The sequence below is a fragment of the Bradyrhizobium guangxiense genome, from assembly GCF_004114915.1.
GTDB lineage: Bacteria > Pseudomonadota > Alphaproteobacteria > Rhizobiales > Xanthobacteraceae > Bradyrhizobium > Bradyrhizobium guangxiense.
Genome location: NZ_CP022219.1, coordinates 5,965,181 through 5,980,059 on the forward strand (window position 1 = coordinate 5,965,181; position 14,879 = coordinate 5,980,059).

Here is a 14,879-nt window from a genome sequence, read left to right on the forward strand (position 1 = left end):
CAGTCGCACACGGAAAGCCGGTCGTCTGTGACTACTAAAGACGCAGCCCCTGCGACGCAGTCGCAGGGGCTTTCTGTTGAAGGTCTCCGCCAAATCGTATTGAATTGCGCTCGCGTCGCCAAAAACCATCAAGCCAAGAAAAGGGACGCACACACACCAAGAAAAATTAGGGAGATTGGAATGCCCGCTGTCACCGGCAAGCTTGCGGCCGCGTCACTGGCGCTCGCGCTCATTGCGGCCTCGACCTCGATTGCATCGGCCCAGAAGAAATACGATACCGGCGCGACCGATACCGAGATCAAGATCGGCAACATCATGCCCTACAGCGGACCGGCCTCCGCCTACGGCATCATCGGGCGGACCGAAGCCGCCTATTTCAAGAAGATCAACGAAGAGGGCGGCATCAACGGTCGCAAGATCAATTTCGTTTCCTATGACGACGCCTACTCGCCCCCCAAGACGGTGGAGCAGGCGCGCAAGCTGGTCGAGAGCGACGAGGTGCTGTTCATCTTCAACTCGCTCGGCACGCCGCCGAACTCGGCGATCCAGAAATACATGAACTCGAAGAAGGTGCCGCAGCTGTTCGTCGCCACCGGCGCCACCAAATGGAACGATCCGCAGAACTTCCCATGGACCATGGGTTGGCAGCCGAACTACCAGAGCGAGACGCAGATCTATGCGAAGTGGCTGCTCAAGAACAAGCCGGACGCCAAGATCGCCGTGCTTTACCAGAACGACGATTACGGCAAGGATTATCTGAAGGGCCTGAAGGACGGCCTCGGCGCCAAGGCCGCGTCGATGATCGTGATCGAGGAGAGCTATGAGACCTCCGAGCCGACCATCGACAACCACATCGTCAAGCTGAAATCGACCGGCGCCGACGTCTTCATGAACATCACGACGCCGAAATTCGCGGCGCAAGCGATCAAGAAGAACGCCGAGATCGGCTGGAAGCCGCTGCACTTCCTCAACAACGTCTCGGCCTCGGTCGGCAGCGTGATGAAGCCCGCCGGATTCGAGAACGGCCAGGACATCATCTCGGCGGACTATCTGAAGGACGTCTCCGATCCCGAATGGAAGGACGATCCCGGCATGAAGGAATTCCTCGCCTTCATGACCAAGTATTTCCCCGAAGGCGACAAGCTCGACAAGGGCACCATCGTCGGCTACGCCGTGGCGCAGACGCTGGTGCAGGTGCTGAAGCAGTGCGGCGATAATCTCACGCGCGAGAACATCATGAAGCAGGCCGCCAGCCTGAAGAACTTCCGCACCGAGGCGCTGCTGCCGGGCATCCAGATCAACACCGGGCCGAACGACTTTGCGCCGATCAGCCAGTTGCGCCTCGAGAAGTTCAAGGGCGAGCGCTGGGAGCTGTTCGGCGACGTCATCAGCGCCGACGCCGGCGGCTAGCCCAAACGGACAATGCGGCGATAACAAGCCCCCTGCGAGATGATCGCAGGGGGCTTTGCCGTGCGCCGATTATCATCACGCGATTGCACAATCGAATGATGGTAAAGCCTGCTTACCCTTTTGCGCCCGATGCGCTAGGCAGGGGGAATGGCGACGCCCTCGCCGTCGCTCTAGTCTGCTCAAGAGTTTGCCCAAGGCCATCGTCATGACCGATCGACGCCCCCTGCTCCGCGCGCTCTACGACGCCGCCGTCGCCGCCGCCCATCCCAACACGATTCTGGCGCCGCACCTGCGGCCGGCGCCCAAAGGGCGCGTGATCTGCCTGGCGGCCGGCAAGGGCGCAGGCGCCATGGCCGCGGCGGCCGAGCGGCACTATCTCGACACGCTGGGGCTCGCCCCGGAACGCCTCGTCGGCATCGCCACCACGCGCCACGGCTACGGCGTGCCGACGCGCCGCATCCGCGTGGTCGAGGCCGGTCATCCCGTGCCCGATGAGGCCGGCCTCAAGGGCGCCGCCGACACGCTCGCGCTCGCAGCCGAAGCCGGCCCGGACGATCTGCTGCTGGTGCTGCTCACCGGCGGCGGCTCGGCCAACTGGATCGCGCCGGTGGATGGCATCAGCTTTGCGCAGAAGCAGGCGGTCAACAAGGCGCTGCTGCGCTCGGGCGCGCCGATCGGCGAGATGAACGTCGTGCGCAAGCACCTCTCACGGATCAAGGGCGGCCGGCTGGCACGCGCCGGCAAGAATGCCGCCGAGATCGTGACGCTCGCGATCTCGGACGTGCCGCATGACGATCCTTCCGCGATCGCCTCCGGCCCCACCGTGCCCGATCCGACCACGCTGACCGACGCACGCGCGATCGTCGCGAAGTACAGGCTCGACATCGACGACACGGTCCGCCGCGCGCTCGACGACCCCAATAATGAAAGCTGCAAGCCCGGTGATGCTGCCTTCGCCCGCGCGCATTTCGAATTGATCGCGCGGCCCAAGCAGTCGCTCGACGCCGCAGTGCAGCTCGCGCGCCAGGCCGGCTACGAGGCAATCGATCTCGGCGCCGACCTCGAGGGCGAGGCGCGCGAGGTCGCCGCCGATCACGCCAGGCTGGCACTGCAGGCGCGTGCGCAAGGCAAGCACCTCGCAATCCTTTCCGGCGGCGAGCTCACGGTCACCGTGCGCGGCAATGGCCGCGGCGGTCCCAACCAGGAATACGCGCTCGCGCTGACATCGCTATTGAAGGACACGGCCGGCATCTCGGCGCTGGCCGGCGACACCGACGGTGCCGACGGCGGCGCCGGCAACCCCACCGATCCCGCCGGCGCGCTGATCGATGCGGCGACGTTCGCAAAGATGAAGGCGCAAGGGCTGCAGCCGCAGGCATATCTGGACAACAACGACGCCACAGCGTTCTTCGAGGCGACCGGCGACCTGCTGCTGCCGGGCCCGACGCTGACCAACGTGAACGATATCAGGGTGATCTTGGTGGATTGAGAAGCGCGCAGTGACGGAATATGCGGCTGCGGCCTACCGCTTGCAGCCGACGTGCTCCAGCAGCGCGAGCAGACCCTTCAACAAGTCCGTCGGCGACGGCGGGCAGCCCTTGATGTGCAAATCCACCGGAATGGCTTCGGACACGCCGCCAACGCAGGCGTAGCTGCCTCTGAAAATGCCGCCATCGATCGCACAGCCGCCGACTGCGACGACCCATTTCGGATCGGGCGTCGCGTTGTAGGTCCGCTCGAGCGCCTGCCGCATATTCTTCGTCACCGGACCCGTGACCAGCAGGACGTCGGCGTGGCGCGGCGAGGCGACGAAGCGCAGGCCGAAACGTTCGATGTCGTAGAACGCGTTGGACAGGGCGTGGATCTCCAGTTCGCAGCCGTTGCAGGACCCGGCATCGACCTCGCGAATGGCGAGAGAACGTCCGAGCCTGGCCTGGGCAGCGCGGTCGACTTTCGCTGCAAGCTCCGACAGCGCCGCCTCGTCCGGCGCCGGCGCGGGCTCCGTCAGCGAACCATGGGTGAGGCTTTCGAGCAGGGTCTTGCGCATGGCTTAGAGGTCCGCGCCCGAATATGAACAATTGAACGACTTATTGCAGAGCGGAAAGTCGGCAATGATGTTGCCCTCGATCGCGGTTTCCAGCAGCGGCCACTGAAACCACGACGCGTCGCGCAGGTGGCAGCGTTCGCCCCGCAACTCGCCATCGAGCCGCAGCCACACCAGAACGTCGCCGCGGAAGGCCTCGATGAGCGCCATGCCCTCACAGGCACCGTGGCCGGTCCCGGCAGGCAGCGCGGTTTCGAACCCTCCCGGCCCAAGTTGATCGAGGATCTGCTCGATCAGTCCGGCGCTCTGCTCGACCTCGCGGATTCGGATCCAGACCCGCGCGTTCACGTCACCGGCCTCTAGTACCGGCACCTCGAACGACAAGGCATCGTAAGGCGGGTAGGCCATGGCCCGCCGCGCGTCGAAATTGCGGCCCGAGGCGCGGCCGACATAACCGCCGGCGCCAAACTGGCGCACATATTCCGCCTTCACGATGCCCGTGGTGACGGTGCGGTCCTGCAAGGACGCCGTGTTGTCATAGAGCTCGATCAAGCGCGGAAAGACCTTTCGTAGCTCCGCGAGCAGCGCGCGTAGCGCAGCAACGCCGTCCGGCGCGATGTCACGCGCCACGCCACCGGGCACGATGACGTCCATCATCAGGCGATGGCCGAACGCGACATTCGCGGCGCGCAAGCAGCGCTCACGCAAGATGCCGGTCTGGGCATGCATCAGCGCGAACGAAGCGTCGTTGCAGATGGCCCCGATGTCGCCCAGATGGTTGGCCAGGCGCTCCAGTTCCGCCATCAGCGCCCGCAGCAGCGTCGCTTGCCGAGGCGCCTCGATCTGCAGCGCCGCTTCCACGGCACTCGCAAAGGCGAAGGCATAGGCGACGGCGCTGTCGCCGGAGATGCGGTTGGCGAGTTTTGCCGCAGCTTCGAGGCTCGCGCCCTGCATCAGCTGCTCGATGCCCTTGTGGGTGTAGCCGAGCCACTGCTCCAGCCGCACCACATGCTCGCCATTGGCGGTGAAGCGGAAATGGCCGGGTTCGATGATCCCGGCATGGACGGGGCCGACCGCCACCTGGTGCAACGCCTCGCCCTCGGCCGGCAGGAACTGGTATGGCCGCACGTCGCGCGATGCATTGCGGTCCGAGAGCGGATAGGATTTGCCCCAGGCGCCGTGATCGAGCCATGGCCGCAGATCGTCGGCGGCGGCTGGAACAAGCCCGAACAGATCGTGAATGGTGCGCTCCAGCCGAAGCGCCGGCGGATGACGGCTGGCGACGCTTGGAAACGTGCCGGCCGTACACGCGTAGGTCACGACGGCGATCTCCGCCGAGCCTCCATCGAGCATCGCCATATGCACCGCGGTCGGCTCGCCCCAGAAGCCAAGCAGCGTAAGGCGTCCCTCGACCAGTCGGTCGATCGCCGCCTGCCAGCCCGCCTCCGTCACGACCGCGCGCGGCCAGGGCCGATGCGACGACGCCGTATGAACATGGGAGATGCTGTCGAGGATGCCCATGGCTTACCCCAGGAGCTTCGCGACGTTCTGGAAGCCGGTGACCAGCACCGGCGGCAGATAGATGCCGGCCATCAGCACCAATCCGAGGTGCGTGAACATCGGCACGTAGGAGGCTTCCGCGGGCGCGGTCCTGCCTTTGGGCTCGCCGAACATCACCGCGCCGATCCGCAACAAGAGCCCGCCGAGCGCGATGATGATGCCGAGCACCAGGATGACCGTCAGCCAGGGCGCGCGGGCGAAAGTCGAGCTCACCACGAGAAACTCGCTCATGAAGATGCCGAGCGGCGGCAGCCCGACGATGGCGATGACGCCGAGCATCAGGCCCCAGCCGAGCGCCGGATTGGTCACCGTGAGCCCGCTGATATCGGCGATCTTCTGTGTGCCCTTGACCTGTGCGATATGGCCGACCGCGAAGAAGATCGCCGATTTGGTCAGTGAATGCATGGTCATATGCAACAGCCCTGCGAAATTCGCGAGCGGCCCGCCCATGCCGAAGGCGAAGACGATGATGCCCATATGCTCGATCGAGGAATAGGCGAACATCCGCTTGATGTCGCGGCGACGGTACAGCATCAGCGCGGCGAAGATCACCGAGATCAGGCCCATGGTCACCATCAGCGGACCTGGTGCGATCGCCGCGGAGTTGACCGCGAGCATCATCTTGAAGCGCAGGAGCGCATAGAGTGCGACATTGAGCAACAGCCCGGACAGCACCGCCGAGATCGGCGTCGGGCCTTCGGCATGCGCATCCGGAAGCCAAGCATGCAGCGGTGCGAGACCGACCTTGGTGCCGTAGCCAAGCAGGAGGAAGGCAAAGGCGACGTTGAGCAACGCCGGGTCGAACTTTGCGGCGTGCTTCACCAGCACCGTCCACACCATGCCGTCAAGTCCCTCACCCACCACCGGGCGCGCCGCCATATAGACCAGGATCGTGCCGAACAGCGCGAGCGCGATACCGACGCTGCCGAGGATGAAATATTTCCAAGCTGCCTCCAGCGCCTCATGGGTGCGATAGATGCCGACCATCAGAACGGTCGTCAGCGTCGCCACCTCGACCGCGACCCACATCAGGCCGATATTGTTGGCGACGAGCGCGAGGTTCATCGCGAACATCAGCGTCTGATACATCGCGTGATAGAAGCGCAGGAACGCCGGCGTCAGGCGCCCGGTCTCGATCTCATGCTGGATGTAACTCGCGCTGAACACCGATGTGGTGAGGCTGACGAAGGTGGTCAATACGATGAAGACCTTGTTGAGATCGTCCATCAGCAGATACTGCCCCGATACCGGTTCGACCACGAACAGCGAGAGCGAGGTGAGGAAGGTCGCGAGCGATGCCGCTACGTTCAGCTTCGCCGTCAGTCGGTAGCCGGGCAGAATTGCCAGCACCGCCGCCGAGAGGGCCGGGATCAGCAGGATGGCGCTGAGCGCGTCGATGCTCATCGCCGCTCTCCGCGAAAGCGATCGAGCTCCTGCACGTCCACGCTGTCAAAACGCTCGCGGATGCGGAACAGGAAGACGCCGATCACGATGAAGGCGATCAGCACCGAGAAGGCGACGCTGATCTCGACCACCAGCGGCATACCCTTGGCGCCGGTTGCCGCCAGCACCAGCCCGTTCTCCAACGACATGAATCCGACGACCTGGCTCACGGCGTTGCGTCGCGTAACCATGATCAGGAGCCCCAGCAGCACCACCGACAGCGCGAAGGCAAGGTCCTCGCGCGCCAGCGCATCGGCGCTCGGCGTCACCCGCAGCATCACCACCATCGACAGCGCGACGAGGCCGATGCCGGCCATCATGGTCAGCCCGATGCCGATCACGTTCTCGATCTCGCGGTGGATGCCGAGCCGCTTGATGATCCGGTGCAGCGCCACCGGGATGATGATGGCCTTGAACACCAGCGCGATCAGCGCCGTGACATAGAGATGCGGCGCATGCTGCACATAGGCCTGCCAGGCTACCGACAGCGCCAGCACGCCGGCATGGAGCGCATAGACGTTGAGTAGCGCATAGAGCCGATCCTGATAGAGCATCATGAAGCTCGCCAGCACGAGGGAGCCGGCGAGCAGATGGGCGATGTCGAATTGCAGGCTGCTCATCTCTCAGAGGCTCCCCGACACGAAGCGCAACAGGGTGGCAAGCAACGCCAGCATCAGCGCCGCGCCCAAGAACTCCGGAATCCTGAACACGCGCATCTTGGCGATCGACGTCTCGAACACGGCGAGCAGGAAGCCGAGTACCGTCAGCTTGCCGAAATAGAGCAGCGCGCCGAAGGCGAGCCTCCCGGCGCCCGCGTCCGCAGTCGCCGTGCCCCATGGCAGGAACACGCAGGCGATCAGCGAGACATAGAGCAGGAGCTTGAGCTGCGACGACAGGTCGATCAGCGCGAGATGCCGCCCAGAATATTCCAGCACCATGGCCTCATGCACCATGGTGAGCTCGAGATGGGTGGCGGGGTTATCGACCGGGATACGGGCATTCTCCGCCAGCGCCACGATGGTCAACGCCACAAACGCCATGCCCAGGGACACACGCAGGCCGACCGCGTCAGAGCCCATGAACTCGGCGACGTTGGAGAGCTGCGTCGAGCCCGCGATCATCGCGACCGAGAACACTGTGATCAGCATCGCGGGCTCGGCGAGAGAGGCGATCATGCCCTCGCGGCTGGAGCCGATGCCGCCGAAGGCGGTGCCGACATCCATGCCGGCGAGCGCCTGGAAGAAACGGGCGCTGCCGAGCAGCGCAATGATGGCGATGAGATCAGCGGTCCAGGAGAACAACAGGCCATTGCCGAAAGTCGGCACCAGCGAGGCGGCGACCCAGGTGCCCGCGAAAATCAGATAGGGAATGACGCGGAACAGCCAGGATGCGTTGTCCGCGAGCACGACATCCTTGCGCATCAGGCGGATGAGGTCGCGATAGGGCTGGAGCAGCGGCGGCCCGCGACGGCGCAGCAGCCGAGCTTTCACCTTCCGCACGAAACCCGTCAGCAGCGGCGCGCCCCCCAGCACCAGCGACATCTGGGCGCCCTGGGAGAGGATGTCGCTCAGCGCGGTCATAGTGCCACCACCAGCAGCAGCACGACCAGGGCGACGAAGACGAGCGTCAGGTAGCGACGGATGGTGAGGAACTGCAGGATATTGATGCGGTCCGTCGCAAAGCCGATGAGCTTCGCAATCGGCGCGTACAGCACATCCCAGATCAGATCGTGCACTTCGACCTGGAGCCGCGCAGGAGCCGGCGAGGACGGCGGCGGCATCTCGCCGATCTCGCGTGCGGCAAAGACGACGCTGCCGAACACGCGGCGGATCGGCTGCGAGAAGCTGGAGGCTGAGTATTGGATCGCTGGGTTCGGATCGGGATAACCGCAATCCCAGGCCGGCGCGCGGCGCAGGCGATCGGAGGCGAAACGATGAATGGCTGTCGCCGCCGCCGTGCCGCAGAGGGCCGCGAACAGGAACACCAGAAGGCCGTTATAGGAGCTGCGGCTTTCCGCGATCGGCACGATGGTAAGCCACTGCAATCCGACCTGATGCGGCATCATGCTGCCGACCATATCCTTGCTCACCGGCGCCAGTGCATCGATGAACAACCCCGGCAGGATGCCGGCAACGAGGCAGAGGGCGGCAAGCACGAGCATCGCCGTCAGGGAGAAGTGGTCGGTCTCATGTGCTGACGCCGCGACATCCGAACGTGGCCGACCAAGGAAGCTGATGCCATAGAGCTTGACGAAGCAGGCCGCGGCAAAGGCCGCCGCGAGCGCCAGCAAACCGCCGACCGCCGGAATGACCAGCTTGAGGCCCCAGGAGGGCAGCTGCGGTGAGAGCAGGATTGCCTGGAAGGTCAGCCATTCCGAAACGAAGCCGTTGAATGGCGGCAATGCCGAGATTGCGACGCAGCCGACCAGTAACGCGAACGCCGTCTTCGGCATGCGATGGATCAGTCCGCCGAGCTTCTCCATGTCGCGCTCGCCGGTTGCCCCCAGCACCGCGCCGGCGCCGAAGAACAACAGGCTCTTGAACAGCGCATGATTGAAGACATGCAGCATCGCCGCGGTGAAAGCGAGCGCCGCCACCCAGTCGAGCCCTTCCGCCTTGAAGGCCAGCGCCAGCCCGAGGCCGGTGAAGATGATGCCGATATTCTCGATCGTTGAATAGGCGAGCACGCGCTTGATATCGCGCTGCATCAGCGCATAGAGCACGCCCAGCGTCGCCGACGGACCGCCGACCAGCAGCATCACCATGCTCCACCACCATACCGGTTCGGGCAGAAGATCAAAGACGATGCGCACGAAGCCGTAGACGGCGACCTTGGTCATGACGCCGCTCATGAGGCCAGAGACGTGGCTGGGCGCGGCGGGATGGGCGAGCGGCAGCCAAGCGTGTAGCGGCACCAGGCCAGCCTTGGAGCCGGCGCCCAGCAGCACGAGGATCATCACCGCGCCGCTCAGCGCCGCGGAAGGATGCGAGGCTCGGATGGCATCGAAATCGTAACCAGCGCCGCTCGCGAGCAAGCCGAAGGCGAGCAGCAGCGCCAGCGTGCCGAAACTTGCCATCAAGAGATAGACATAGCCGGCGCGGACATTCTCGGCCTCGCGGTGATGCGACACCACCATCGCCCAGGAGGTCAGCGACATGAATTCCCAGGCGACCAGGAAGCTGAAAGCATCGTTTGCCAGCACGATGACGTTCATCCCCGCGAGATAGGCAGGATAGAACGGCAGCACGCGGCCGGGGGAGTCCTCGTGCCGGCCATAGCCGAGCGCGAACAGACTTGCGGCGGCGCCGCCGAGATTGACGACGATGAGGAAGAAGGCGGACAGCGCATCGAGCCGGAAATGGGCACCGAGCCAGGGCAGGCCGATCGGCAGTGTCGCGCTCGGCGTCAGATGAGGGAAATAGAGCAGATCCGACAGCGCCGTGACACATAGCGTCGATGTGGCGATCAAGCATCCGCCGTAAAGGATGACCGAGCCGCGCGGGTGCGTCGATAGCACGATTCCCGCAGGCGCCAGCACCAGCAGAGCCGCCACTGACCATAGCGCCACGGCGATCATAACCCCTCCTGGATCATGATTTGCGCGCGCGTCATCATCGCTATTGGCCGCCTGCGCTCGAGGGTGGAGACTTCAGCCGCACACCACGCCCTCCGGCGCTCGACACGGCCCCCTCGGCGATCAGCTCGATGCCGGCAACCGACAGCGCCTCGACCAGCTTCACCAGGGAATCAACATTGCCGCGGATCACCCCTTCGGAGGCTTCCATGCGCTGTATCGTCGGCAGCGACAGCGAACAGCGCTGCGCGAGCTCGCGCTGGTCGATCCTGAGCAAGGCACGGGCTGCTCGAAGCTGCGCGGCGGTGATCACGGGGCAGACTGTCCGTGGCAGTTATAGCGCTTGATTTACCAAGCTTAGAGCGCACAAAATGACGTTTCAAGCATCATCTTATAGATGCAACGCATCATTCCCGTTCGACGGCTCCGCGCTCACGCTCCATCCCCCGCCACCATCGCCGGGCCCGTCCCAGCGTCATTCTGGGGGCGTGCGGGCCCGATCCTGACAACCGCATGAATACGGCGTGAGATTCCAGGGTGCGCTCGCGCGCATGCGGGAATGAAAGTCCGTCAAAACTCGTTGGCGATCTTCGCGAGCATCCCGATCAGGGCTTCGCGGTTGGCCTGGCCGAGCAGATCGTTGAGCCGGGCCTCGTGCTTGGTGGCAACAAGCTTCTTGGCGCGGGCCAGCACGGCCTTGCCCTTGTCGGTCAGCACCAGGATGTGCGAGCGGCGGTCGTTGGTGGAGCGGATCCGGGCGCAGAGATCGCGGCTCTCGAGATTGTCGAGCATCGCGACGAAGTTCGGGCGCAGGATGCCAAGGGTGGAGGCAATCTCGGTCTGGTTACGGCCGGGATTCTTCTCGACCAGCAGCAGCACGGAGAACTGGGCCGGCGTCAGCTGGAGCGAGGTCATGCAGCGCAGGAAGTTCTCGAACACCTTGAGCTGCGCGCGCTTCAGGACATAGCCGAGCTGCTCGGAGAGCTCGCCGAGCTGGAGGGCTTCCGCCTGCGGCTCGCTTGCGTCCTTGCGGCCCTTGGCCGCGTCGGCCGACTTTTCGGAGGACTTTTCAGCGGTCTTGGAAACGGTCATCGCCTCGTGCTCGTAATCCCGCTAAGTTTGGGACGGGTCGTTCCTGCCCTTGAAGTTATATTTGATAATTGTTATGGACCATATCAAATATCGCATGCGTTTTTCAATGGCTGTGAGCGGACCGTCCACCGCAATCGAGGGGACCGGTTCGTAATCTTTAGGGGGAGCGTCCGGTCTTGAATACCACCATCATGCTGTTCCTGGTGCAGGACGGCATCACCAATGGCGCGATCTACGCGCTGCTCGGCCTCGCGCTGGTGCTGGTATTCGCCGTCACCCGCGTCATCCTCATTCCCCAGGGCGAATTCGTCACCTACGGCGCGCTGACCTATGCCTCGCTGGCCGCGGGCCAGATGCCGGGCACGGCAAAGCTCGCGCTCGCGCTCGGCATCGGCGCCTTCGCCTTCGACCTGTTCGAGGCCCGCAAGGCCCTGCATGCGCGGCTGGTGGTGCGCAGCGTCATCGCCAACATCGTGCTGCCCGCCATCGTGCTGGCACTGACCCTGTACTTCGCCGCCCAGAAGCCGCCGGTCGCCATCTGCATCGCGCTGTCGCTGGTGATCGTGGCGATGATCGGCCTCTATCTCTACCGGATCGCGTTCCAGCCGCTGGCGCACACCTCGGTGCTGGTGCTGCTGATCGCGTCGGTGGGCGTCCACCTTGCGCTGCAAGGTCTCGGTCTTCTGTTCTTCGGCGCCGAAGGCCAGCGCGGACCTGCCGTGCTGTCCGGCGCCTTCACCGCCGGCGCGCTGCGCTTCACCGGCCAGAGCATCACCGTCTATGCCATCACCGTCGCCTTCATCGTCGGGCTGTGGCTGTTCTTCGGCCTGACGCTCTATGGCAAGGCGCTGCGCGCGACCGCCGTGAACCGGCTGGGGGCACGGCTTGCCGGCATCCGCACCACGCTGTCGGGGCAGATCGCCTTCCTGCTGGCCTCCGTCATCGGCGCGCTGTCGGGCATCATGATCGTGCCGATCACGACGCTCTATTATGACTCGGGCTTCCTGATCGGCCTGAAGGGCTTTGTCGCTGCGATCATCGGCGGCCTCGTCAGCTATCCCCTCACCGCGGTCGCGGCGCTGGTGGTCGGCATCGTCGAGGCGTTCTCATCCTTCTATGCCTCGAACTACAAGGAGGTGATCGTCTTCATGCTGCTGATCCCCGTGCTGCTGCTGCGCTCGCTCGCCGCGCCCGCGGTCGAGGAAGAGAAGGACTGAGCCCGATGCAGAGCCGGCTTCCCATCCTCGTCTTTGCGCTCGTCATGGCGGCGATCCCGCATCTCCCCGGCATGCCGCCATTCTGGATCGTGCTGCTCGACAATATCGGCCTCGCCGCCCTCGTCGCAATGGGGCTCGTGCTGCTGACCGGCGTCGGCGGCCTGACGTCGTTCGGACAGGCAGCCTTCGTCGGCTTCGGCGCCTACACCACCGCGGTGCTGTCGACCGCCTATGGCCTGTCGCCCTGGCTGACGCTGCCGCTTTCGCTTGTGGTCAGCGGATCGCTGGCGGTGCTGCTCGGCCTGATCACCGTCCGCCTCTCCGGCCATTATCTGCCGCTCGGCACGCTCGCCTGGGGGCTGGGGCTGTTCTATCTGTTCAGCAAGCTGGAATTCCTCGGGAGAAACGACGGCATCTCGGCGATCCCGCCGCTGTCGATCGGCGCGTTCAAGATGCTCTCGCCCGGCTCGATCTATTACGCGATCTGGGTCGCCGTGATCCTCTCGGCGCTGCTGACGATGAACCTCTTGGATTCCCGCACCGGCCGTGCCATCCGCGCGCTGCGCCGCGGCCATGTCGCGGCGGAAGCGTTCGGCGTGCACACGCCGCGCGCCAAGCTGCTGGTGTTCATCCACGCCGCCGTGCTCGCCGGCCTGTCGGGATGGCTCTATGCGCATCTCCAGCGCGCGGTGAACCCGACGCCGTTCGGCGCACAGGCCGGCATCGAATATCTCTTCATCGCGGTGGTCGGCGGTGCCGGCTATGTCTGGGGCGGCGTCCTGGGCGCGGCAATCGTCGTGGTGCTGAAGGAGGTGCTGCAAAGCTACCTGCCGCTGATCCTGCCCGGCTCCGGACAGGTCGAGACCATCGTGTTCGGCATCATGCTGGTCGCGCTGCTGCAGCTTGCGCCGGGCGGCCTCTGGCCCTGGCTGATCTCCTTCCTGCCCGAGCGCGCCAGTGGCAAGAAGCCCGACACTTCCCTGAAGCTCGAGCAGCGCCCGCGCGCGCCCGGCAAGGGCAGCACCCTGCTGCAGGTCGAAAAGGCGCGAAAGCAGTTCGGCGGCGTGGTTGCGGTCAACAACGTCTCCTTCGACGTCCAGGCCCGCGAGATCGTCGCGCTGATCGGCCCCAACGGCGCCGGCAAGAGCACGACCTTCAACTTGATCACCGGCGTGCTGTCGGCGACGTCAGGCTCGGTCTCGGTGCTGGGCAAGAAGGTCGACAAGGCGCCGCCGCAGGAGATCGTCAAGCTCGGCATCAGCCGGACCTTCCAGCATGTGAAGCTGGTGCCGGACATGACCGTGCTGGAGAACGTCGCGATCGGCGCGCATTTGCGCGGCCATGCCGGGCCGATCTCCTCGATGCTGAGGCTCGACCGCGGCGACGAGGCCAAGCTGCTGGCAGAAGCCGCGCGCCAGATCGAGCGCGTCGGCCTCGCCGAGCAGATGCACCAGCTCGCAGGCTCGCTCTCGCTCGGCCAGCAACGCATCGTCGAGATCGCACGCGCCCTCTGCGTCGACCCGATGCTGCTGCTGCTCGACGAGCCGGCCGCGGGCCTGCGCCACATGGAGAAGCAGCGGCTCGCGACACTGCTGCGTGAGCTGCGCGACGGCGGCATGTCCGTCCTTCTGGTCGAGCACGACATGGGCTTCGTCATGAACCTCGCCGACCGCATCGTGGTGCTCGATTTCGGCACCAAGATCGCGGAGGGCCCCCCCGCCACGATCAAGACCAATCCCGAAGTGATCAAGGCCTATCTCGGAGTGGCGGCATGAGCGCGCTCTTGTCCGTCACCGGCGCCCACGTCGCCTATGGCAAGGTCGAGGCGGTGCGCTCGGTCTCGCTCGAGGTCGGCGCGAATGAGATCGTCACCATCGTCGGCGCCAACGGCGCCGGCAAGACCACGCTGCTGTCCGCCATCATGGGCATATTGCCGCTGAAGGGCCGCGTCGCCTTTGCCGGGCAGGATCTCGCCCGGCTCGATATCGAGGACCGCGTCGCGATGGGGCTCGGCCTCGTCCCCGAGCACCGCGAATTGTTCGTGACCATGAATGTCGAGGACAATCTCGAGCTGGGTGCCTTCCGCATCGAGCGCAGCAGGGCGAAGGCCTCGATCGAGCGCGTCTATGCGCTGTTTCCGCGGCTGAAGGAGCGGCGCAAGCAGCTCGCCGGCACGCTCTCCGGCGGCGAGCAGCAGATGCTCGCCATGGGCCGCGCGCTGATGGGTGAGCCGAAACTGCTGATGCTGGACGAGCCGAGCCTCGGTCTCGCTCCGATCATCGTCGCCGACATTTTCCGCATCGTCACCGCGCTGCGTGCCAGCGGCGTCTCCGTGCTGCTGGTCGAACAGAACGCGCAGGCCGCGCTGAAGATCGCGGACCAGGCCTATGTGATGGAGCTCGGCGAGTTCGTGCTCAGCGGCAAGGCCAGCGACATCGCGGCGAACGAGCGGGTGGCGGCGAGCTATCTCGGCTTCCAGCACGAAGGCGCGAGCGCGATTTGATCTTTCTTACCCTCCCCTGGAGTGGGAGGGTCTGCT

Annotated in this window: 13 protein-coding genes; 5 read left to right on the top strand and 8 right to left on the bottom strand. The window is 65.1% G+C overall.

Translation table 11 applies throughout. From position 1 onward, the window contains the following. Positions 1 to 180 precede the first annotated feature (180 nt). Both X268_RS28605 and X268_RS28610 read left to right on the top strand, forming a co-directional pair. Positions 181 to 1,410: an ABC transporter substrate-binding protein gene (locus X268_RS28605; protein WP_128928026.1), complete on the top strand. Its 1,230-nt coding sequence runs from the start codon at positions 181 to 183 to the stop codon at positions 1,408 to 1,410. 205 nt (positions 1,411 to 1,615) lie between these two features. Beyond that, positions 1,616 to 2,899 (top strand): glycerate kinase type-2 family protein, encoded by a 1,284-nt coding sequence (locus X268_RS28610; protein ID WP_128928027.1) that lies wholly within the window; start codon positions 1,616 to 1,618, stop codon positions 2,897 to 2,899. Between the two features lie 33 nt (positions 2,900 to 2,932). Here X268_RS28610 and X268_RS28615 read toward each other — a convergent pair whose 3' ends face one another. The 8 genes from X268_RS28615 to X268_RS28650 form a co-directional block, all read right to left on the bottom strand. After that, positions 2,933 to 3,457 carry an NADH-quinone oxidoreductase subunit B family protein gene (locus X268_RS28615; RefSeq protein WP_128928028.1) on the bottom strand — a complete coding sequence of 175 codons (525 nt, stop codon included), beginning with the start codon at positions 3,455 to 3,457 and terminating at the stop codon, positions 2,933 to 2,935. 3 nt (positions 3,458 to 3,460) lie between these two features. Continuing rightward, complete coding sequence (locus tag X268_RS28620) at positions 3,461 to 4,975, bottom strand: hydrogenase large subunit (protein ID WP_128928029.1); 1,515 nt, start codon at positions 4,973 to 4,975, stop codon at positions 3,461 to 3,463. A 3-nt stretch (positions 4,976 to 4,978) separates the two neighbouring features. Continuing rightward, on the bottom strand, positions 4,979 to 6,418 hold the full coding sequence (locus tag X268_RS28625) for a hydrogenase 4 subunit F (RefSeq protein WP_128928030.1): 1,440 nt from the start codon (positions 6,416 to 6,418) through the stop codon (positions 4,979 to 4,981). Further along, on the bottom strand, positions 6,415 to 7,077 hold the full coding sequence (locus X268_RS28630; RefSeq protein WP_128928031.1) for a hydrogenase-4 component E: 663 nt from the start codon (positions 7,075 to 7,077) through the stop codon (positions 6,415 to 6,417). Before X268_RS28630 ends, X268_RS28625 begins: the two co-directional genes overlap by 4 nt. A gap of 3 nt (positions 7,078 to 7,080) precedes the next feature. Continuing rightward, on the bottom strand, positions 7,081 to 8,037 hold the full coding sequence (locus tag X268_RS28635; protein WP_128928032.1) for a respiratory chain complex I subunit 1 family protein: 957 nt from the start codon (positions 8,035 to 8,037) through the stop codon (positions 7,081 to 7,083). Further along, positions 8,034 to 10,034: a hydrogenase 4 subunit B gene (gene hyfB, locus X268_RS28640; RefSeq protein ID WP_128928033.1), complete on the bottom strand. Its 2,001-nt coding sequence runs from the start codon at positions 10,032 to 10,034 to the stop codon at positions 8,034 to 8,036. Before hyfB ends, X268_RS28635 begins: the two co-directional genes overlap by 4 nt. A 40-nt stretch (positions 10,035 to 10,074) precedes the next feature. Further along, positions 10,075 to 10,344: a helix-turn-helix domain-containing protein gene (locus tag X268_RS28645; protein WP_128928035.1), complete on the bottom strand. Its 270-nt coding sequence runs from the start codon at positions 10,342 to 10,344 to the stop codon at positions 10,075 to 10,077. Positions 10,345 to 10,601: 257 nt separating this feature from the next. Continuing rightward, the gene (locus X268_RS28650) at positions 10,602 to 11,123 is read right to left on the bottom strand and encodes a MarR family winged helix-turn-helix transcriptional regulator (RefSeq protein WP_128928036.1); all 522 of its coding nucleotides are present in this window, start codon (positions 11,121 to 11,123) and stop codon (positions 10,602 to 10,604) included. A 176-nt stretch (positions 11,124 to 11,299) separates the two neighbouring features. On the opposite strand from X268_RS28650, the gene X268_RS28655 reads away from it, so the two are divergent. Genes X268_RS28655 through X268_RS28665 form a run of 3 tightly spaced genes read left to right on the top strand, consistent with a single transcriptional unit; the run spans position 11,300 to position 14,843 of the window. Continuing rightward, complete coding sequence (locus X268_RS28655; protein ID WP_164937973.1) at positions 11,300 to 12,340, top strand: branched-chain amino acid ABC transporter permease; 1,041 nt, start codon at positions 11,300 to 11,302, stop codon at positions 12,338 to 12,340. A 5-nt stretch (positions 12,341 to 12,345) separates the two neighbouring features. Beyond that, positions 12,346 to 14,115 carry a branched-chain amino acid ABC transporter ATP-binding protein/permease gene (locus tag X268_RS28660; RefSeq protein WP_128928037.1) on the top strand — a complete coding sequence of 590 codons (1,770 nt, stop codon included), beginning with the start codon at positions 12,346 to 12,348 and terminating at the stop codon, positions 14,113 to 14,115. Further along, positions 14,112 to 14,843, top strand: a complete 732-nt coding sequence (locus tag X268_RS28665) for an ABC transporter ATP-binding protein (protein ID WP_128928039.1) — start codon at positions 14,112 to 14,114, stop codon at positions 14,841 to 14,843. The genes X268_RS28660 and X268_RS28665 overlap by 4 nt, the downstream gene beginning before the upstream one ends. Positions 14,844 to 14,879 lie beyond the last annotated feature (36 nt).